This is a genomic window from Bradyrhizobium sp. CB1015 (assembly GCF_025200925.1).
In the GTDB taxonomy this organism is placed as follows: Bacteria; Pseudomonadota; Alphaproteobacteria; order Rhizobiales; family Xanthobacteraceae; genus Bradyrhizobium.
In genome coordinates this window covers 6,998,622-7,018,513 of record NZ_CP104174.1, presented here as the reverse complement: position 1 = coordinate 7,018,513, position 19,892 = coordinate 6,998,622, and the positions used below count along the sequence as shown (strand labels likewise).

Annotated in this window: 14 protein-coding genes and 1 pseudogene; 7 read left to right on the top strand and 8 right to left on the bottom strand. The window is 65.9% G+C overall.

The features are described 5' to 3' along the window. Positions 1-16: 16 nt before the first annotated feature. The 5 genes and pseudogenes from fbcH to N2604_RS32895 all read left to right on the top strand — a co-directional run bounded on the left by fbcH (position 17) and on the right by N2604_RS32895 (position 8,060). The gene (gene fbcH / locus N2604_RS32915) at positions 17-2,089 is read left to right on the top strand and encodes a cytochrome b/c1 (protein WP_260372129.1); all 2,073 of its coding nucleotides are present in this window, start codon (positions 17-19) and stop codon (positions 2,087-2,089) included. A 468-nt stretch (positions 2,090-2,557) separates the two neighbouring features. Next, positions 2,558-3,694: pseudogene (gene ltrA / locus N2604_RS32910) on the top strand (group II intron reverse transcriptase/maturase); the annotation flags it as partial. Positions 3,695-4,220: 526 nt separating this feature from the next. Beyond that, positions 4,221-4,895 (top strand): dienelactone hydrolase family protein, encoded by a 675-nt coding sequence (locus N2604_RS32905; protein WP_025038157.1) that lies wholly within the window; start codon positions 4,221-4,223, stop codon positions 4,893-4,895. 311 nt (positions 4,896-5,206) lie between these two features. Then, positions 5,207-7,372, top strand: coding sequence for an anthranilate synthase component I (locus N2604_RS32900; protein WP_260372128.1), 2,166 nt, complete (start codon positions 5,207-5,209; stop codon positions 7,370-7,372). 148 nt (positions 7,373-7,520) lie between these two features. Continuing rightward, positions 7,521-8,060 (top strand): adenine phosphoribosyltransferase, encoded by a 540-nt coding sequence (locus N2604_RS32895; RefSeq protein WP_260372127.1) that lies wholly within the window; start codon positions 7,521-7,523, stop codon positions 8,058-8,060. A 240-nt stretch (positions 8,061-8,300) separates the two neighbouring features. On the opposite strand, the gene N2604_RS32890 is transcribed toward N2604_RS32895, so the two are convergent. The 8 genes from N2604_RS32890 to N2604_RS32855 form a co-directional block, all read right to left on the bottom strand. Then, positions 8,301-8,969, bottom strand: a complete 669-nt coding sequence (locus N2604_RS32890) for a hypothetical protein (protein WP_260372126.1) — start codon at positions 8,967-8,969, stop codon at positions 8,301-8,303. A gap of 62 nt (positions 8,970-9,031) precedes the next feature. Next, the gene (locus tag N2604_RS32885) at positions 9,032-9,784 is read right to left on the bottom strand and encodes a hypothetical protein (RefSeq protein WP_257176139.1); all 753 of its coding nucleotides are present in this window, start codon (positions 9,782-9,784) and stop codon (positions 9,032-9,034) included. 208 nt (positions 9,785-9,992) lie between these two features. Further along, positions 9,993-11,207, bottom strand: coding sequence for a M48 family metallopeptidase (locus N2604_RS32880; RefSeq protein ID WP_260372125.1), 1,215 nt, complete (start codon positions 11,205-11,207; stop codon positions 9,993-9,995). 32 nt (positions 11,208-11,239) lie between these two features. Next, entirely contained in the window at positions 11,240-11,800 is a 561-nt protein-coding gene (locus N2604_RS32875; protein WP_260372124.1) for a LemA family protein, read from the bottom strand. A 135-nt stretch (positions 11,801-11,935) separates the two neighbouring features. Continuing rightward, the gene (locus N2604_RS32870) at positions 11,936-12,913 is read right to left on the bottom strand and encodes a small ribosomal subunit Rsm22 family protein (RefSeq protein ID WP_260372123.1); all 978 of its coding nucleotides are present in this window, start codon (positions 12,911-12,913) and stop codon (positions 11,936-11,938) included. A 110-nt stretch (positions 12,914-13,023) separates the two neighbouring features. Continuing rightward, the gene (gene smc / locus N2604_RS32865) at positions 13,024-16,488 is read right to left on the bottom strand and encodes a chromosome segregation protein SMC (RefSeq protein WP_260372122.1); all 3,465 of its coding nucleotides are present in this window, start codon (positions 16,486-16,488) and stop codon (positions 13,024-13,026) included. Between the two features lie 217 nt (positions 16,489-16,705). Continuing rightward, positions 16,706-17,362 carry a DsbA family protein gene (locus tag N2604_RS32860; RefSeq protein ID WP_260372121.1) on the bottom strand — a complete coding sequence of 219 codons (657 nt, stop codon included), beginning with the start codon at positions 17,360-17,362 and terminating at the stop codon, positions 16,706-16,708. Between the two features lie 127 nt (positions 17,363-17,489). Further along, on the bottom strand, positions 17,490-17,987 hold the full coding sequence (locus tag N2604_RS32855; protein WP_260372120.1) for a DUF721 domain-containing protein: 498 nt from the start codon (positions 17,985-17,987) through the stop codon (positions 17,490-17,492). 200 nt (positions 17,988-18,187) lie between these two features. Here N2604_RS32855 and mutY point away from each other — a divergent pair, with 200 nt between their 5' ends. Both mutY and N2604_RS32845 read left to right on the top strand, forming a co-directional pair. After that, on the top strand, positions 18,188-19,288 hold the full coding sequence (gene mutY, locus N2604_RS32850; RefSeq protein WP_260372119.1) for an A/G-specific adenine glycosylase: 1,101 nt from the start codon (positions 18,188-18,190) through the stop codon (positions 19,286-19,288). A 167-nt stretch (positions 19,289-19,455) separates the two neighbouring features. Further along, complete coding sequence (locus N2604_RS32845; RefSeq protein WP_260372118.1) at positions 19,456-19,875, top strand: PaaI family thioesterase; 420 nt, start codon at positions 19,456-19,458, stop codon at positions 19,873-19,875. Positions 19,876-19,892: the final 17 nt, after the last annotated feature.

Here is a 19,892-nt window from a genome sequence, read left to right as displayed (position 1 = left end):
TCCTCAGGATCGCATCATGAGCGGACCATCCGACTACCAGCCGAGCAATCCGGCCCTGCAATGGATCGAGCGGCGCCTGCCGATCTTTGGTCTCATCCACTCCTCCTTCGTCGCCTATCCCACCCCGCGCAACCTGAACTATTGGTGGACCTTCGGCGCCATCCTCTCCTTCATGCTCGGGATGCAGATCCTGACGGGCGTGGTCCTGGCGATGCACTACACGCCGAACGCCGATCTCGCCTTCAAGTCGGTCGAGCTGATCGTCCGTGACGTGAACTACGGCTGGCTGCTGCGCAACATGCACGCGGTCGGAGCCTCGATGTTCTTCGTCGCCGTCTACGTCCACATGTTCCGCGGCCTTTACTACGGGTCGTACAAGGAGCCGCGCGAGGTGCTGTGGATCCTCGGCGTCATCATCTACCTCCTGATGATGGCGACCGGCTTCATGGGCTACGTGCTGCCGTGGGGCCAGATGAGCTTCTGGGGCGCCACCGTCATCACCAACCTGTTCTCCGCGATTCCCTATGTCGGCGAGAGCATCGTGACGCTGCTGTGGGGCGGCTATTCGGTCGGCAACCCGACGCTGAACCGCTTCTTCTCGCTGCACTATCTCTTGCCGTTCGTGATCGCGGGCGTCGTCGTGCTGCACGTCTGGGCGCTGCACGTCGCCGGCCAGAACAATCCTGATGGCGTCGAGCCGAAGACGGAAAAGGACACGGTGCCGTTCACGCCGCATGCCACGATCAAGGACATGTTCGGCGTCGCCTGCTTCATGCTGCTGTACGCCTGGTTCATCTTTTACATGCCGAACTATCTCGGCGACGCCGACAACTATATTCCGGCGAACCCGGGCGTGACGCCGCCGCACATCGTACCGGAATGGTATTACCTGCCGTTCTACGCGATCCTGCGCTCGATTCCGAACAAGCTCGCGGGCGTCATCGCGATGTTCGGGGCGATCATCATCCTGTGCTTCCTGCCCTGGCTCGATGCCGCCAAGACGAAGTCGTCGAAGTACCGTCCGCTAGCCAAGCAGTTCTTCTGGATTTTCGTCGTGGTCTGCATCCTGCTCGGCTATCTCGGTGCGCAGCCGCCGGAGGGCATCTACGTGGTTGCCGGCCGCGTCCTGACGGTCTGCTACTTCGCCTACTTCCTGATCGTGCTGCCGCTGCTCTCGCGCATCGAGAAGCCGCGTCCGGTGCCGAACTCGATCTCGGATGCCGTGCTGGCCAAGACCGGCAGCCGGTCGACGCCGATGGTCTCGACCGCGATCGTGCTGGCGCTCGCCGGCTCGCTGTTCGCAAGCTCGATCGACAGCGCGAAGGCGTCCGAAGGCAGCGACACGCCGCCGGGCAACAAATGGTCGTTCTCGGGCCCTTTCGGTAAGTTCGATCGCGGCGCGCTGCAGCGCGGCCTGAAGGTCTACAAGGAGGTCTGCGCCAACTGCCATGGCCTGTCCTACGTCGCCTTCCGCAACCTCGCCGAGGCCGGCGGGCCCGGCTATTCGGTGGCGCAGGCCGCTGCATTTGCATCCGAGTACAAGGTCAAGGACGGTCCGAACGATGCGGGTGACATGTTCGAGCGGCCGGGCCGGCCAGCGGACTATTTCCCCTCGCCGTTCCCGAACGAGCAGGCCGCGCGTGCCGCGAACGGCGGTGCGGCACCGCCCGACCTGTCCCTGATTGCCAAGGCGCGCTCCTACAAGCGCGGCTTCCCCTGGTTCATCTTCGACGCCTTCACCCAGTACCAGGAGCAGGGGCCTGACTATGTCGCCGCGGTGCTCCAGGGCTATGAGGAGAAGGCGCCGGAGGGGGTCACCATCCCGGAGGGCTCGTACTACAACAAGTACTTCCCCGGTCACGCCATCAAGATGCCGAAGCCGCTCAGCGACGGCCAGGTAACCTTTGACGACGGCGCGCCGACCACGGTCGCGCAGTACGCCAAGGACGTCACCACATTTCTGATGTGGACCGCCGAGCCCCACATGGAAGCGCGCAAGCGCCTCGGCTTCCAGGTGTTCGTGTTCCTGATCATCTTTGCGGGCCTGATGTACTTCACCAAGAAGAAGGTCTGGGCCGACTCGCACTGAGCGGCGAAAGACGAGAAATGAAAAGGCCCCCGCTAGGGGGCTTTTTTGTGTGTGCCGAGTATGAACGACAGCTTGGAGGTGGAAGTCCTCTATCCAGCCTGATGACGGCGAAGGATTAGCGAAGCGCAAGGGCGTCATCGCGAGGTGGGGTCTGAAGACAGCGTGGAGCAAAGCCGCGGCTCGATGGACAATTACCGGATAACGAGGCCTACCCGGCCGGACGAGCGAGCACATGATCGCGAAGTCCATGGTCATCAAGGGACGGGGTGGTAAATCCGGCGAGCGTGCGGTGAAGGCGGTCGGTCTTACCTCGGGAGGTCTGTGCTGTGTCCCGGCAACGGGACTGAGGTCGTCGTAAGGCGATCTGACCGCAGCGCAGAAGTCAGCAGCGGGCATAGTAGGCGGCGGCGTGCCGCCGAAGGCCCAAACGGTAGAAGCGGTTAGTAGAACGGTGATCTCGCGCGAGCCATGCGGCAGAAGAATCAGGTCAAGCTGAACTTGGGCACCGGAACGAAGGGTGAAGCCCCGAACGCCGCCGCCCGAGAGACCGTAGCGCGCGCGGCGGCCACCGCCCTCGAACGCCCGGCGGACGAAGGGCCGTCGATGGAAGCAGTTGTTGGGCGTGAGAATCTGAAGAAAGCGTTGGCGCAAGTGACGCGCAACAAGGGCGCGGCGGGCGTCGACGGGATGACCGTCGGCGAGCTGCCGGGCTACCTGAAAGAGCATTGGCCCACGATCCGGGCCCAGTTGCTTGAGGGCACCTACAAACCGCAGTCGGTGCGGCGGGTGGAGATACCGAAGGCGTCGGGCGGCCTACGGCTGCTTGGCATCCCGACGGTGCTCGACCGCTTCATCCAGCAGGCGGCGATGCAGGTGCTACAGGCGGATTGGGATGAGACGTTCTCCGAGACCAGCTTCGGCTTCCGGCCGGGGCGCTCGGCGCATCAGGCGGTGGAGCGGGCGCAGGCGTATATTGCGTCCGGACATGCCGTCGTCGTGGACATCGACCTGGAGAAGTTCTTCGACCGGGTCAACCACGACATCCTGATGGGGCTCATTGCCAGGCGGGTGGCTGACAAGCGCCTCCTCAAGTTGATCCGTGGCTTCTTGACCACGGGTGCGATGGAGGGAGGACTGGTCAGCCCGACGGAGGAGGGCACGCCGCAAGGCGGTCCGCTCTCGCCGCTATTGTCGAACCTGATGCTGGATGTGCTGGACAAGGAATTGGAGAAGCGCGGCCATCGCTTCGTGCGCTATGCCGACGACTGCAACATCTATGTGCGCAGTCGGAAGGCGGGTGAGCGGGTGCTGGCGGGCATCGAACGGTTCCTCGAAAAGCGCCTCAAGCTCAAGGTCAACAAAGCCAAGAGCGCGGTCGCCAAACCGAGCGTTCGCAAGTTCCTGGGCTTCAGCTTTACCGGCGAAAAAGAACCGCGCCGGCGCATCGCGCCGCAGGTACTCGCCCGCTTCAAGGCGAAGGTCCGAGGACTGACGCGACGCACCTGCGGCCGAAGCCTCGCGCAGATTGCCAAGGAGCTGTCGCGCTATCTGATCGGATGGCGCGGCTACTTCGGCTTCTGCCAAACCCCGTCGGTATTGCGCACACTTGACGAATGGCTCAGGCGGCGGTTGCGCGCCATCGCCTGGAAACAATGGAAGCGCGGTGACACTCGTTTGCCGAGTTGCGACGTCGCGGCGTCGGCCGGGAGCTGGCGGCACAAACCGCCGGCAGCCCGCATGGCCCTTGGCGGCTCGCCAACAGTCTTGCGCTCACCATCGCCATGCCAATCGCGTTCTTCGGCACACTCGGCTTGGCTTCCGTCGCGGCACAGCGGCCCGCATAATCCACCGAACCGCCGTATACGGACCCGTACGTACGGTGGTGTGGGAGGGGCGGAGTCGCGAGGCTCCCCCTATCCCGATTGCTCTCGTGTCCCGGACGCGCGAAGCGCGAGCCGGGATCCAGCATGCGTGTGGCTGGGCCCCGGATCAGCAATGCACCACGCCGCGAAGGGCGGCGCACTGCATTGCATCCGGGGCACGAGAGTGTGTTGCTCGGCACGATTGCCTATCGCGCTATCACCCGCCAAAATACCCCCAACGCTCCCCCAGAAACTCACCGGAGGACACCATGGGAACCAGCATCACCTTCAAGCGCCCGGACGGCAAGGACGCCTCGGGCTATCTCGCCAATGCCGCGCGCGGCAACGCGCCGGGCGTGGTCGTGATCCAGGAATGGTGGGGCCTGTCCGACCAGATCAAGGGCCTGTGCGACCGCTTCGCGCTGGCCGGCTTCGACGCGCTGGCGCCCGATCTCTACAAGGGCAAGGTGGTGCCGTATCACGACACGGACAGTGCCAACAAGGAGATGAACTCGCTCGACTTCATGGACGCCACCACGCAGACCGTGCGCGGCGCCGCGCAATATCTGTCGCGCAACGGCGCCAAGGTCGGGCTGACAGGCTTCTGCCTCGGCGGCGCCGTGACCATCATCGGCGCGACCAAGATCCCTGAGCTCGCGGCCGGCGTCGTATTCTACGGCATTCCGCCCGAGCAGGCGGCCAAGCCCGCCGACGTCAAGATCCCGCTCCAGGCCCATTTCGCCAACAAGGACGATTGGTGTACGCCGGAGCTGGTCAACGGCTTCGAAAAGGCCATGAAGGCCGCCGGCAAGTCGCTGGAGCTGTTCCGCTATGACGCCGAGCACGCCTTCGTCAACGAGCAGCGCCAGGCCGTGCACGACCGCGAAGCCGCCGAGCTCGCCTGGGGTCGGGCGACGGAGTTTTTCAGGAAGCATCTGGGGTAATCTCGGCAGCCTGTAGCCCGGATGGAGCGCAGCGCAATCCGGGGTCCTCTCGTCTTGGCGCGAACCCCGGATTGCGCTTCCGCTCCATCCGGGCTACCGCCTTGCCGCACCTTGACGCCGCCCCCGGGCCATGGTGAGTATCGCCCCATGAGCACCGCCGTCCGCCCAGCCCGTCTTTGGTGGCGCACCTCCTAAAGAGGTGGCCGGTGCGATTTCATTTCTCAAAATCGTCGAAGGTCGCCAGCACAGCGCGGCGGCCTGATCGTTTGTCCTGTGTGGCGTTCCCTCGGCAAGTTTCGTAAGAGGACGACATGAACAGGACAGTCTTTGCCCTCCCGGCTCGAAGCGACTACGTGACCCGCGCGGGTCTGGCGATCACGCGCGTGGCCGAGCAATTCACCGGCGGCGCCAACAGGCTCGACGATCTCGTGAGCCTGCTCGACCGCCGCCGCGGCGTGGTGCTGTCCTCGGGCACGACCGTGCCCGGCCGCTACGAGAGCTTCGACCTCGGCTTCTCCGATCCGCCGCTCAAGCTCGAGACCGTGGGCGTCAATTTCAGGCTGGAAGCGCTGAACGCGCGCGGAGAGGTGCTGATCGCTTTTCTCGGCGACGTCCTGCGCGAGCCCTGCGTCGTGATCTCCGAGAAGACGGCGACGCGGCTTGCCGGCCACATCATCCGCGGCGATGCGCCGGTCGAGGAGGACCAGCGCACGCGGCGTGCCAGCGTAATGTCGCTGGTGCGCGATCTCGTCGCCGCCTTCTCGGCCAACGATGACGGCCTGCTCGGCCTGTTCGGTGCCTTTGCCTACGACCTCGTCTTCCAGATCGAGGACCTCGTGCAGAAACGCGCGCGCGAAGCTGACCAGCGCGACATCGTGCTCTACGTGCCCGATCGCCTGCTCGCCTACGACCGCGCCACCGGCCGCGGCGTCGTGCTCTCTTACGATTTCGCCTGGAAGGGCAAATCGACCGAAGGCCTGCCGCGCGAGACCGCCGACAGCCCCTATCTGAAGACGCCGCGGCAGGGATTTGCCGATCACGCGCCGGGCGAATATCAGGCCACCGTCGAAACAGCGCGCGCCGCCTTCGCCCGCGGCGATCTGTTCGAGGCCGTGCCCGGCCAGCTGTTCGCCGAGCCCTGCGACCGCTCGCCGGCCGAAGTGTTCCAGCGGCTCTGCGTCATCAACCCGGCGCCTTACGGCGCGCTGATGAATCTCGGCGAAGGCGAATTCCTGGTCTCGGCGTCGCCCGAAATGTTCGTGCGTTCGGACGGCCGCCGCGTCGAGACCTGCCCGATCTCGGGCACGATTGCGCGTGGCCTTGATGCGATCGGCGATGCCGAGCAGATCCGCCAGCTGCTGAACTCGGAGAAGGACGAGTTCGAGCTCAACATGTGCACCGACGTCGATCGCAATGACAAGGCGCGCGTCTGCGTGCCCGGCACGATCAAGGTGCTGGCGCGCCGCCAGATCGAGACTTACTCGAAGCTGTTTCACACCGTCGATCACGTCGAGGGCATGTTGCGCCCGGGCTTCGACGCGCTCGATGCCTTCCTCACCCACGCCTGGGCGGTCACGGTCACGGGTGCGCCAAAGCTCTGGGCGATGCAGTTCGTCGAGGACCACGAGCGCTCGCCGCGGCGCTGGTATGCCGGTGCGATCGGCGCGGTGAATTTCGACGGCAGTATCAACACCGGCCTCACCATCCGCACCATTCGCATGAAGGATGGCCTCGCCGAGGTGCGCGTCGGCGCCACCTGCCTGTTCGATTCAGACCCCGCCGCAGAAGACCGCGAGTGCCAGGTCAAGGCCGCCGCGCTGTTCCAGGCGCTGCGCGGCGATCCGCCGAAGCCGCTCTCGACCTTTGCGCCCGATGCCACCGGTTCCGGCAAGCAGGTGCTGCTGATCGACCATGACGACAGTTTTGTGCACATGCTCGCCGATTATTTTCGTCAGGTCGGCGCCAGCGTCACCGTGGTCCGCTATGTGCATGCGCTCGACATGCTCAAGCAGAAGAGGTGGGACTTGCTGGTGCTGTCGCCCGGCCCCGGGCGCCCTGAGGATTTCGGGATCAAGAAGACGATTGATGCGGCGCTGGAGAAGAAGCTGCCGGTGTTCGGCGTCTGCCTCGGCGTGCAGGCAATCGGCGAATATTTCGGCGGCGAGCTCGGCCAGCTCACCCATCCCGCCCACGGTCGGCCCTCGCGGGTGCAGGTCCGCGGCGGCCGCCTGATGCGCAACCTGCCGAACGAGATCGTCATCGGCCGCTATCACTCGCTCTTCGTCGAGCGCGACAGCATGCCGGAGGTCCTGAGCGTCACCGCCAGCACCGAGGACGGCGTTGCCATGGCGCTGGAGCACAAGACCCTGCCGGTCGCCGGCGTTCAATTCCACCCGGAATCGCTGATGTCGCTCGGCGGTGACGTGGGGTTACGTATTGTCGAAAACGCGTTCCGGCTGGATGCTGGGGCGAATTGAGTATGGACCGTCATTGCGAGGAGCCCGCGACAAATTGCGAAGCGATTTTGCGCGGGCGACGAAGCAATCCAGACTGTTGCCGGGGAGAAGATCTGGATTGCTTCGCTTCGCTCGCAATGACGGTGGAAAAGCCAGAGTGAGATAACCAATGACTTTTGACCACGACATCAAGGCGAGCGTCCGCACCATCCCGGATTATCCCAAGCCCGGGATCATGTTCCGCGACATCACCACCTTGCTCGCGGATGCGCGCGCGTTCCGCCGCGCCGTGGACGAGCTCGTTAACCCCTGGGCCGGCAACAAGATCGACAAGGTCGCTGGCATGGAGGCGCGCGGCTTCATCATCGGCGGCGCGGTGGCGCACCAGCTCTCGGCCGGCTTTGTGCCGATCCGCAAGAAGGGCAAGCTGCCGCACACCACGGTGCGCATCGCCTACTCGCTCGAATACGGCATCGACGAGATGGAGATGCATGTCGACGCGGTCGCGCCCGGCGAGCGCGTCATCCTGGTCGATGACCTCATCGCCACCGGCGGCACCGCGGAAGGCGCGGTGAAGCTGCTGCGCCAGATCGGCGCCAACGTCGTCGCCGCCTGCTTCATCATCGACCTGCCCGAGCTCGGCGGCGCCGCCAAGCTGCGCGCCATGGACGTGCCGGTGCGGACGCTGATGTCGTTCGAGGGGCACTGAGCGGAGAATGTGGCTCAGGCTCATCTCGTTTGGATTGCTGCCGGCTGCGGCCTCGGTTCACCTCTCCCGTAGGGAGAGGTCGGATCGCATCGTAAGATGCGATCCGGGTGAGGGGATGCGGTCTCATTGATCGCTGCGGCCCCTCACCCGGATTACTCTGGACGATGCTTCGCATCGCCAAGCGCAATCCGACCTCTCCCACTGGGGAGAGGTAAACACCGAGTTCGTCGGCCGAGCACTCTATGACCGCTGCAATATCAGGCTGAGCTCGAGCTCCCGGAAGGCGATGTAATTGCGCCGCGTCCACTGGTGCAGTTCGGTGGAAGAGTCCTTTTCCTGGCGCAGATAGCCGGTGAAGGAGAAATTCAGCCGGTCGATATAGGTCTTCAGGAAACCCGGCAGCGCTGGAAGGCGGAACAGCCGGCCGCCTCCCATCGCCGGGGGCAGCTCGCCGCGGACGACATATTCGTTGTCCACCGTGACCAGGTTCATCCGCGGGATCTGCCCGCGCAGCCTCTCGTGGGCGCGCGCCGAGACGCGGTCGGTATCGGCGATGAACAGGATCTGCGGAGCGACATGGCGGCGCGCCGCCTCCTTCAGCAGGCCGATCTCGTCGGTCATCTTGAAGAACTCGTCGAAGGCGTGGAAGCCGAGGTCGATCACCTTGGCAAGACCGTCATCGACGATGACGCGGTCCATCAGCTGCATCTTGCCGAAGGTGTCGATCACGTCGGCGGTCTCGGTCACCTTCGGCAGGTAATCGAGCAGCGATGGCTCCTTCAGATTGACGTCGAAGGCCGCGACGTTGCCGTTCTTGAGCAGCAGGAATTCAGTGAGCAGCCGCGCCAGCAAGGTCTTGCCGACCTGCGGGCGAGGCGAGCAGATGATGTAGACGGGCGTTGCGGGCATCGACAGCTATTATCTGGGCCAACTCACCGCCCAATCCAGCCGTATCCCCCCGGCTTGCGCAACTATTTTTCGCTGTTGCGGGTCACCGGCTTCGAACCGACGATGTCGGTCAGGCGGATGCGGTCGAACTCGCTCCAGACATTGGCCAGCCAGTGCCGGACATAGCCGCGCAGCACGAACGAATAGTTCGCGGCCTCGTCGTTGATGCCCTTGTTGGCGACGAATTTCAGGAACGGGACGGAGGACACCTCGACCTGCTCATAGGCCATCTCGTTGAGCTTGGGGATGGTCAGCTCGGTCGCGTCCTTGATGCGGTGGAAGTAGGAATTATAGGTCGCCTGGTCCCATTGGAAGAACTGGGTGTCGTTGATGAAGTTCTTCACCAGGAAATATTTCGCACCGGTCATGAAGCCCGCCGTCTCCGCGATCTCCTCCAGCGAGGCGATCGAGGGGCCCAGGATGTGGAACACGGCGAAGGTGATCTGGCCGGCCTTGGCGGCGTCGAGGAAGCCGATGTCGCGGAGCGAAGCCAGCGCCGGCGAGAGCAGGCCGGCGCGGACGTCAATGACGGTGACCGAAGGGCTGACCGCATTGAGCGTGTCGAAGATCTTCATCTGGTCGGACGTCGTCGTCATGTCGACGATCTCGGTGATGTCGGGGTGGAAGCGCTTCAGGGTTCCGCGCGGCGACTCCGTGTCGAACGCCCGCGTCGGCACGTTGTTGGCCGAGAAATAATCGAGCAGGGTGCGCGATACCGTGGTCTTGCCGACCCCGCCCTTGTCCGCGCCCACCACAACCACTGCCGGCTTTGCCATTGCTGTCCCCTAACGCGCGCCCCCGATCGCGAGGTCGCAATCGGCCGGGCCCCAAATCGATGTCCGAAAGGACGTCCCGAGTCTGCTGTTGGGCGCGAACATGGCAGAAACAAGGGAGAATTCAATTCCTTGCGCTCCAGTTACGGCAATTCCCGAGGATTTTCCCGATTGCCGGGAAACCCGCCGCATGAAGCGGCAAATCGCACCGTCAGTAACGGCCCCACGGTCCCATCGGATTGGTTGCCGGGGCTCCTGAAGGGCTAGGCGCGGGAATAGGCGGCGGGTTGGCAGGACCGGCTCCATCGCTCCACGGCCCCTGCGAGAGCGGCGGCGGGCTGTCCTGCGCGACGGCCTGTTCGGTCTCGGGCTGTTCCGTCTCTTCGGTGGGGTCCGGCAGCGGACCGGGATCACGGCCGCCGGCGAACTTGACCAGCGCGTCGACCCGGGACTGCACGGAAGGATGGGTCGCGAACAGGTCGGCGAAGCCTTCGCGCGGATTGTCGACGCAGAGCTCCATCACCGCCGAGGTGGCGCCCGGCAGCTCGCCGCGGCCCTCGATCTTGCGCAGGGCCGAAATCATCGCGTCGGGATCTTTCGTCAGCTCGACCGAGCCCGCATCGGCGAGATATTCGCGTGACCGCGACAGCGCGAGCTTCACCACCTGCGAGAGCAGCCAGGCCACTACGATCAGCACGATTGCGATGATGATGACGATGATCGCACCGCCGCCGGAGCTCTTGCTGTCGCTCGACGACGAGGACGACCGCGACGACGAGGAGGAGCCTGATGACCACGAGCCGCCGGAGCCCGAGCTCCAGTTGAGATTCGTGAACAGGCGGAAGAACAATTCGCCGAAGAAGCCGACCACGCCGGCGATGATGACGGCCACCACCATGAGCTGCACGTCGCCGTTCTTGATGTGGGTCAGCTCGTGGCCCAGCACCGCCTCGATCTCCTTGTCGTCGAGGGCATCGAGGAGGCCGGTGGTGACCGTGATGGAATATTGCCGTGGATTGAGGCCGGTCGCGAACGCATTCAGCGCCGGGCTCTCCATGATCTTCAGCTTCGGCATGGTGATGCCGCGCGAGATGCAGAGGTTTTCCAGCAGATTATAGAGCCGCGGCTCCTCCTGCCGGGTGACGTCGTGGCCGCCGGTCACGGCATCGATCATCGACTGGTGGAAGAAATAGGCAATCGCGATCCAGCCGATCGCCGCAAGGGTCGCGAAGGGCGCAGCCTTGAGCAGGTCAGCGAAGGCCCGGCTCAGATAATAGGCGACCGTGCCGTCGCCGTTGATGACGACCTCGGCCACCAGCGCGCCGGCATAGACCAGCACATAGACCAGCGCGAACAGGCCGGCGAGCAGCAGCATCGAACGAAACTTGTTCGATGCGATGTGCGTGTAGAGACCATACGCGGCCATGACGCGGTGCCCTGCCGGCCTATCGGCTCAAATCAGAACTTCACCTGCGGCGCAGCCTCGACCTCGGTGCGGCTGGTGCCGAGATCGAAGAAGTCCTTCCTGGTGAAGCCGAACATGCCGGCGAACAGCGCTACGGGCATCTGCTGGATGCCGGTGTTGTATTCCTGGACCGCGTTGTTGAAGAAGCGGCGGCTGGCTGCGATCTTGTTCTCGAGGTCGGAAAGCTCGGATGCGAGCTGCTGGAAATTGGCGTTGGCCTTGAGGTCCGGATAGGCCTCCGACAGCGCGATCAGCCGGCCGAGCGCGCCGGACAGCTGGGTCTCGGCCGCGGACACCTGCGCCGGGCCCTGCGCCGACATCGCCGAATTGCGCGCCTTGATGACGTCGTCGAGCGTGCCGCGCTCATGCGAGGCATAGCCCTTCACGGTCTCGACCAGGTTCGGGACCAGGTCGTGGCGCTGCTTGAGCTGCACGTCGATATCGGCAAAGGCCTGGCCGACGCGCTGGCTCAGCGCCACCAGGCGGTTGTAGGCGCTGAAGGCGAACAGCACGAGGACGACGATGACGCCGAGAACGATCCAGCCGGTCGACATGGAGAACTCCTGAAGAGGAAAGAAGGCGGGCGCTAGGGTAGACCAAATTGATGCAGGATGAGAGCCCGGCGCGGGAAGGTAAGACTTGGTCGGATCAGGAACCGTTCGAGTTCAAGGCAGGCACGGCCAGCACAATTAACTTTCGGACATGACGGCATCGCCCCAGCGCCAGCGCCGGGCGCCGGCATAGGCTGCCTTGTCGCGCCGCGGGACTTTTACCGGCGCGACACCATCCTCCGTGCAGAGCTTGGCCGCGATCTCGGCCTTGCCGACGTCCGGCGGCGCCAGAACGCGCGCGGCGCGTTTGGCGGGCGGGGTGCGGGTCAGTGCGACGTAGATGAAGCGCTCGTCCTCGAACGGCACCTCGGCGCCCTTGATCTGGCGGTGCGCCTGCGACCGGGGCAGGCGCTGGCTGAAATGGCACCAGTCGGGCGCGATGAGCGGGCAGGGTTTTTCGTGCGGGCAGGGGGCGGCGACGAAGGCGCCAGCTGCGATCAGCTGCTGCCGCAGGGCGAGGCTGCGGGCATAGCCGGCGGGCGTGCCGGGCTCGATCACGACCAGCGCGTGGCGCGCTTTGGCCCACATGGCTTCTGCGAGCTTGCGCTGATCGGCCTCGTCGAGCTCATTGATAACGTAGCTGGCGATGACGAGATCGGCTTGCGAGACTTCAGCGAGATTGCCGCCGGCATCGCCGGGCAGATAGCGGAAGTCCGCGAGACGCGTGCTGTCGCGTGCCAGTTCGAGCGCGAGCCGGCTCAGCGTGGCATTGGCATCGAGCAACGTAAAATCCCGCAGCGACGGAAAGGCTTCCGCGGCCGCCCAGCTGGCGGTGCCCGGGCCTGCGCCGACGTCGAGCAATGTTTCCGGGGCGAGATCAGGCGCGATCTCGGTGAGCGCATTGAGGCTGGCCGCCACCGCCGCGTAGGTCGCGGGCATGCGCGCCAGCGCATAAGCGAGGGCATCGGCCGCCGACTTGATCGTGCCGGAGGTGCCGCCGGCGCGATAGGCGGTCGAGATCTTCTGCGAGCGCTGTGCCGCGTCGGTGCGGGAGAAGCCCTGCAGCTTGCCATCGAGGGCGGCTTTCAGTTCGGCGGGGAGGGTGGGGGAGATCATGTTTACCCACCGTCATTCCGGGGCGCGCGTAGCGCGAACCCGGAACTTCGAGATTGTAGCGCGAGATTCCGGGTTCTCGCTGCGCGAGCCCCGGAATGACGCCACAGACATCACGCCACGTTCTGGTCGAGGATGTCCACCGCCTCTTGCAGGCTCACCGACACCAGCTGCGAGACGCCGCGCTCGGCCATGGTGACGCCGAACAGCCGGTTCATCCGCGCCATGGTGATCGGGTTGTGCGTGATGATGATGAAGCGCGTGTCGGTCGAGCCCGTCATCTCGTGGAGAAGGTTGCAGTAGCGCTCGACGTTGTGGTCGTCGAGCGGCGCGTCGACTTCGTCCAGCACGCAGATCGGCGAAGGGTTGGTGAGGAACACCGCGAAGATCAGCGCCATCGCGGTCAGCGCCTGCTCGCCGCCCGAAAGCAGCGACAGCGTCTGCGGCTTCTTGCCCGGCGGCTTGGCGATGATCTCGAGGCCGGCTTCCAAGGGGTCGTCGCTCTCGATCAGGTGCAGCGCTGCCTCGCCGCCGCCGAACAGCTCGACGAACAGGCGCTTGAAGTGGTTGTTGACGACGTCGAAGGAGGTCAGGAGCCGCTCGCGGGCTTCCTTGTTGAGGCTCTGGATACCCTGGCGCAGCCGCTTGATGGCTTCGACCAGGTCGTCGCGCTCGGTGACGAGGCCGGTGTGCTGGGTCTCGACCTCGCGCAACTCTTCCTCGGCGCGCAGATTGACGGCGCCGAGGCGCTCGCGATCGCGGCGCATCTTCTCGAGGTCCTCCTCGATCTCGTGCAGCGGCGGCAGCTCCGCGCCGGGCTCGATCTCGGCAAGGCCGGCGACGGCCTGCGGCTCGACCTCGAGCATGTCGCGGATCTCGCGCTCGATGTCCTCCAGCCGGCGGCGGGCGCCTTCCATGCGCTCCTCGGCGCGGGCGGTGGCCTCGCGGGCACTCGACAGGGCTTCGAGCGTCAGCTTGGCGACACGGTCGGTCTCGGCCATCGCGGTTTCCGCGGTGGCGAGCGCGTCGGCGGCCATGCGGCGGTCGTTCTCGGCGTATTCGATCTCGGTGATCAGCGCGCTGCGCTTCTCGGCGAACACGGCCGGGGCGTTCTCGAGCTCGCTGCGCTCGATCGTGAGCTCGGCGATACGGGCCTGGATGGTGTCGATGTGGGAGGCCGCGCTCTCCTTGCGGTTTTGCCACTCGGTGCGCTCGGCGAGGATCGCCTGCACGCGGCGATCGGCGAGCTCGGCTTCGCGTGCCAGCGCCTGCGCCTCGGCGCGAACCTGGGCGGCCATGCGGCGTTGGCCTTCGATGTCGCTGCGGACGGCGGCGAGCTGGGTCTCGGTATCCTCGCTCGAGGGCAACTCGCCGATGCCGGCTTGGGCGTATTCGTAGGCGGCCTCGGCCTCGGCGCGGTCGGCGGCGAGGCGGCTGTGCGCTTCCGACAGCGTCGCCTTGCGCGCGGCGTGGCGGCTGATCTCGCGCTCGGCATTGGCGTGACGCTCGCGCGCGATGTTCAGCTCGCGCTGCGCGGCACGCCAGGCTTCGCGGCTGGCGCCTTCGGTGCTCGCTGCCATCTGCAGCTCGGACTCGGCGTTCTCCAGCGCCTGGCGCTTGATCTGCGCGTCGATGCGGGCCTGCTCCAGCTCGTTCTCGATGTCGACGAGCCGGGCGCGCTCGGCGAGGCGCCGCGCGGCGCCGGTCGGCGCGTGCGCCGCGGCGACGAAGCCGTCCCAGCGCCAGACGTCGCCCTCGGGCGAGACCAGCCGCTGGCCGGTCTTGAGCTGCGACACCAGCTCGGCACCGCGCTCGCGCGGCACCACGCCGATTTGCGCCAGGCGGCGCGCCAGCTCGGCCGGTGCCTGCACATGGTTGGAGAGCGGAACGGCGCCTTCGGGCAGCTCCGGATCACCCTCGGTGTGTCCGACATTGGTCCAGCGCATCGGCGCCGACGGATCGATCGGCGCATCGAGGTCGTCGCCGAGCGCGGCGCCGATCGCCTTTTCAAAGCCCTTGTCGACGGTGATGCCGTCGATGATCGGCGGCCACAAATTCTTGGTCTCGCCGTTGACGATCTTGGAGATCGTGCGCGCCTCGGTCTCGAGCCGCTGCACGCGCTTGTCGGCTTCGACCAGCGGCGAGCGCGAGGATTCCAGCGTCTGGCGGGCGGCGACGTGCGCGGCTTCGCTCGCCTGTGCCGCGGCTTCGGACGCGGCCAGCGTCTGTTCGGCGGTCTCGACCAGCGCGGTCAGCTCGTCGAGATCGCCGAAGCCGCCGGTCGCCTCGGTGAGCTTCTGCTCTTCCGCCGCGACGTTCGCGATCTCCCGGTCGAGACGGGCGAGCTTGTCGCGGTGGGTGCGGACGTTGGCCTCTAACTGATTGCGCTTGGCGGTGAGGTCGGCGAGCGCGGTGGTGAGCTCGGCGAAGCGCTGCTCGGTCTCGGTCAGCACCGCTTCGGCTTCGGCGACGCGCTCGTCGACGCCGGAGCGCTTCTCGACGCGCGACTTGATCTCTTCCTTCAGCTCGGCATCTTCCGTGTCGAGCCGCTGCAGCGCGACGTCCGCGTCCATGGTCTGCTGCTGGGCGCGGGAGATGTCGCCCTCGAACTGGGCGAGGCGGCGCTCGAGCTCGGCGACGCGCTCCTTGGCGCGCTCTTCCTCACGGTCGAGCTGCTCGCGTGCATTGGTCAGGCGCTGCAGGCCGGCCGCAGCGCGCGCTTCGGCATCGCGCAGCGCCGGCATCTCGGCGGCGCGGATCGCCTGGATGCGGGCGGCTTCGGCCTGGTGCTGGGTGCGCTCGGCCATCTCGCGCACGGCGAGGTCGTGGGTCTGGCCGGACTCGTTGACGTCGGCATGGGCGCCAATCCAGCGCAGATGGAACAGTGTCGCTTCGGCTTTGCGGACCTTGGCGGCGACCTCGCGATAGCGCACAGCCTGGCGGGCCTGCTTCTTCAGGCCTTCCATCTGGCCGGAGAGTTGGCCGATCACGTCCTCGACGCGGGTGAGGTTGGTTTCGGCGGCCTTCAGCCGCAGCTCGGCCTCGTGACGGCGGGCATGCAGGCCGGCGACGCCGGCGGCGTCTTCCAGCACGCGGCGGCGCTGCTCGGGCTTGGCCTGGATGATCTCGCCGATCTTGCCCTGGTGGACGAGGGCGGGCGAGCGCGCGCCGGTGGCGGCGTCCGCAAACAGGATCTGCACGTCGCGGGCGCGTACGTCGCGGCCGTTGATGCGGTAGACCGAGCCAGCCTCGCGCTCGATGCGGCGGGAGATTTCGAGGATCTGGCTGTCGTTCATCGCCGCCGGGGCGGTGCGATCGGCATTGTCGATCGTCATCGTCACTTCGGCATGGTTGCGCGCCGGACGGTTGCCGGAGCCGGCGAAGATCACCGCGTCCATGTCGGCGGCGCGCAGCGACTTGTAGGAGGTCTCGCCCATCGCCCAGCGCAGCGCTTCGACGAGATTCGACTTGCCGCAACCATTGGGGCCGACCACGCCGGTCAGGCCGGGCTCGATGACGAAGTCCGTGGGCTCAACGAAGGACTTGAAGCCGTGAAGTCGCAGGCGGGTGATTTTCATAAGCACGCATCTCTGTTGGCAGGCGCGAATCCCCCTGCCGGGACAATACCATGGAAGGCAATGTCGCTATCCGGGCGAGTCGCGCGAGGCGCCTCATGCGGCTGGACAATGGCCGCGGTGCGCCGCGAGGGCAACCGGCGAAAGCCGCTTTTCCCAAGGGATTTATGCCGGGAAAGCTACGGCTTTCGAGATGCGAATCAGGATCTTGACGAGCGAATCAGCTCTTCAGAAGCGGGTTGATCTTCTTGGCGAACTCCTCGAACGAGGCTTCGCCCTTGATCTTCTCGCCGTTGATGAAGAAGGTCGGCGTCGAATCCACCTTGAGCACGTCGCTGGCGTATTTCTGGTCGGCGGCGATCTTGTCGAGCAGCGCCTGGTCCTTCAGGCAGGCCTCGACCTGCTGCTGGGTGAGGCCGGCCTGCTTGCCGATCCGCGTCAGGGTCTCGGTGGTGTTCTTCACCACCCAGTCGTTCTGTTGGCGGAACAGCATGTCGGTGACCGCGAAGTATTTCGGCGCGTCGTCCTTGGCAATGCAGCGCGACAGCATCGAGCCGGCGGCGGCTTTGATGTCGAGCGGGAACTCGCGGAAGATGTAACGCACCTTGCCGGTGTCGATGTATTCCTTCTTGATCTTCGGGAACACCTGCTCGTTGAAGGCGGCGCAGTGCGGGCAGGTCATCGAGGCGTATTCGGTGATGGTGACGGCGGCGTCCTTCGGGCCGAGCGCCATGTCGGGCAGCGACACCGGCTTGGCCACATCGGCGGCCGACTGCGCCATCGCTTCCGAGATGAACCGCAGCGGCGAGAGCCCGGCGAACGCGGCAAGCCCGGTCAGCGACAGCATCGTGGTGAAGGCGCGGCGGGTGATGATCAAGGTCGGCTCCCGGGATTGGCAATGTTTGCCCGAGGTTCCCCTGCGGGCGGCCTGTCGCTAGCTCGAAACGTCGCCTGAGGCAATGGTGGGCGCTACGGACAGGTCCAGAATGGCCGCGAAATGAGGCTCAATTTCGCTTGATGGCGGCCCCGAGACGCGCCAGCGCCGTCTTCAGTTCTTCATCTTCGATGTCGGTCAGGTTCTCCGCCACCTTGGCGACGGCCTTGGGGTCCGGCGGGCCGGGCCGCTTCCGGACCTGGGGCCGCGACAAGGGGGCCTGGCGGAAGGCGAGCTTGCCGACCGCGCTCCAGCCGAAGAAGCGGTTGACCCGCTCCAGGATCACGTCGGCCGAGTGCTGGATCTCCAGCGCCATCGGTCCCTCGACCCGCAGCACCAGCGTTGCCGGCTCCTGCGGCTGACCCTCGACCGGCCGCGGCCATTGCATCTTGAGCGGCTCGGCATGGGCCGCGATCTCCGGCCCCGCGATCTGCGCCCACCGCGTCACCAGCTCGCGCGCCGCAAAGCCCTGCTTGGCATAGGCTTCGGCGAAGACGTCGTCGAGCAGGATCCCGAGCGGCTTTGCGCTGATGGGACCGGGCTTGAAGATGGGACCGGATTTGGACATGCGGCCTTATAGCACTTCGGACGTCGGGCCACAGACCCCGAGGCCGTCATGGCCGGGCTTGTCCCGCCTGCGCGGCCGAAGCCGCCTCGGCGAGGCGGAGGCCCGGCCATCCACGTTCTTCCTGCGAAGAAAGGCGTGGATGCCCGCGACAAGCGCGGGCATGACGTGGAGAGGCCAGTGCATTGCCGCTACAGTGAGGAATGAGCCCCAGATCCGTACGCAAGCCGAAGCCGGAACCTTCTCGGCCGGAGACCTCATCGCGCCCGCTCGCGCTCCTGCAATGGTACGACCGCCATCGCCGCCGATTGCCCTGGCGCGCCGCGCCGGGCGAGGCGTTCGATCCTTATCGCGTCTGGCTCTCCGAGATCATGCTCCAGCAGACCACGGTAAAGGCGGTCGGCCCCTATTTCGAAAAGTTCGTCGCGCGCTGGCCTGATGTCACGGCTCTGGGGCGAGCCTCGCTCGACGACGTGCTGCGGATGTGGGCCGGGCTCGGCTATTATTCGCGCGCGCGCAACCTCCATGCCTGCGCGGTCGCGGTGACGCGCGAGCATGGCGGCGTGTTTCCGGATACCGAGGAGGGGCTGCGCGCGCTGCCGGGGATCGGGCCCTACACGGCGGCGGCGATTGCGGCCATCGCGTTCGACCGCCGCACCATGCCGGTCGACGGCAATATCGAGCGCGTGATGTCGCGGCTGTTCGCGGTCGAGGAGGAGCTGCCGCAAGCCAAGCCGCTGATCCAGCAACTCGCCGCGACGCTGCTGGCGGATTCTCGCGCCGGCGACAGCGCGCAGGCGCTGATGGATCTCGGCGCCTCGATCTGCACGCCGAAAAAGCCCGCCTGCTCGCTGTGTCCGCTGAACGAGGATTGCACGGCGCGCGCGCAAGGCACCCAGGAGACGTTCCCGCGCAAGGCGCCGAAGAAGAGCGGGACGCTCAGGCGCGGCGCCGCCTTCGTGGTCACGCGTGGCGACGAGCTGCTCGTCCGCTCGCGGCCCGAAAAGGGCCTGCTCGGCGGCATGACGGAGGTGCCGGGCTCGGACTGGCTCGCCGGCCAGGACGATGCGACGGCCAAACAACAGGCGCCGCAGCTGAAGGGGTTGTCGCGCTGGCAGCGCAAGGTGGGCGTCGTCACCCACGTCTTCACGCATTTTCCGCTCGAGCTGGTGGTCTACACAGCGAAGGTGGAAGCCCGCACCCGCGCGCCTGAGGGCATGCGCTGGGTACCGATCGCAACCCTGGCCGGCGAAGCGCTGCCGAACGTCATGCGCAAGGTCATCGCGCATGGATTGGGTCGCTAGAGCATGATCCGGAAAAGTGTGTAGCGGTTTTCCGAAAAGATCATGCTCAAACAATAACCTAAAGCGCGATGACGATTAGTCCTAATCGCATCGCGCTTTAGGATCCATCCTGCTGACAGCAGGCTGTCAGCAGCCTTGCGCTAACAAGAGGGCAAAGGAGATCTCGCATGGTCAAGACCGCGCTCGATAACTTCCGAAGGCCCCCCTGCGCCGAGCTGCTCGGCTGGCGCCTGCTCGACGCCCGCCCGCAGGAGGGCTGGATCAAGCTCGGTTTCGAAGGCAAGCCGGAGTTCTGCAATCCGGCGGGCTTCATCCAGGGCGGCATGCTCTCGGCCATGCTCGACGACACCATGGGTCCGGCGGTGCTGGTGATGAGCGAGGGCCGGCTCTACACCACCACCATCAGCATGACCGTGAATTTTTTGGCACCCGCAAAGCCCGGCCCGATCATCGGCGAAGCCAAGGTGACGCAGCTCGGCAAGACCATCGCCTTCGTCGAAGCCAGGCTGATGGCGGAGGACGGCACCGTGCTGGCGACGGCAAGCGCCAGCGAGCGCCTGCTGGAGGCGGCGAGGGTGGTGAAGTGAGGCGGGCACCGCTCTCT

Bases quoted from the DNA above. Each gene is read 5' to 3' on its own strand.
- N2604_RS32845 (WP_260372118.1), top strand. From the start codon at position 19,456: ATGGTCAAGACCGCGCTCGATAACTTCCGAAGGCCCCCCTGCGCCGAG.
- N2604_RS32880 (WP_260372125.1), bottom strand. From the start codon at position 11,207: ATGGCCGCGTATGGTCTCTACACGCACATCGCATCGAACAAGTTTCGT.
- N2604_RS32900 (WP_260372128.1), top strand. From the start codon at position 5,207: ATGAACAGGACAGTCTTTGCCCTCCCGGCTCGAAGCGACTACGTGACC.
- fbcH (WP_260372129.1), top strand. From the start codon at position 17: ATGAGCGGACCATCCGACTACCAGCCGAGCAATCCGGCCCTGCAATGG.
- N2604_RS32855 (WP_260372120.1), bottom strand. From the start codon at position 17,987: ATGTCCAAATCCGGTCCCATCTTCAAGCCCGGTCCCATCAGCGCAAAG.
- smc (WP_260372122.1), bottom strand. From the start codon at position 16,488: ATGAAAATCACCCGCCTGCGACTTCACGGCTTCAAGTCCTTCGTTGAG.
- N2604_RS32895 (WP_260372127.1), top strand. From the start codon at position 7,521: ATGACTTTTGACCACGACATCAAGGCGAGCGTCCGCACCATCCCGGAT.
- N2604_RS32890 (WP_260372126.1), bottom strand. From the start codon at position 8,969: ATGCCCGCAACGCCCGTCTACATCATCTGCTCGCCTCGCCCGCAGGTC.
- N2604_RS32875 (WP_260372124.1), bottom strand. From the start codon at position 11,800: ATGTCGACCGGCTGGATCGTTCTCGGCGTCATCGTCGTCCTCGTGCTG.
- N2604_RS32870 (WP_260372123.1), bottom strand. From the start codon at position 12,913: ATGATCTCCCCCACCCTCCCCGCCGAACTGAAAGCCGCCCTCGATGGC.
- N2604_RS32905 (WP_025038157.1), top strand. From the start codon at position 4,221: ATGGGAACCAGCATCACCTTCAAGCGCCCGGACGGCAAGGACGCCTCG.
- mutY (WP_260372119.1), top strand. From the start codon at position 18,188: ATGAGCCCCAGATCCGTACGCAAGCCGAAGCCGGAACCTTCTCGGCCG.
- N2604_RS32885 (WP_257176139.1), bottom strand. From the start codon at position 9,784: ATGGCAAAGCCGGCAGTGGTTGTGGTGGGCGCGGACAAGGGCGGGGTC.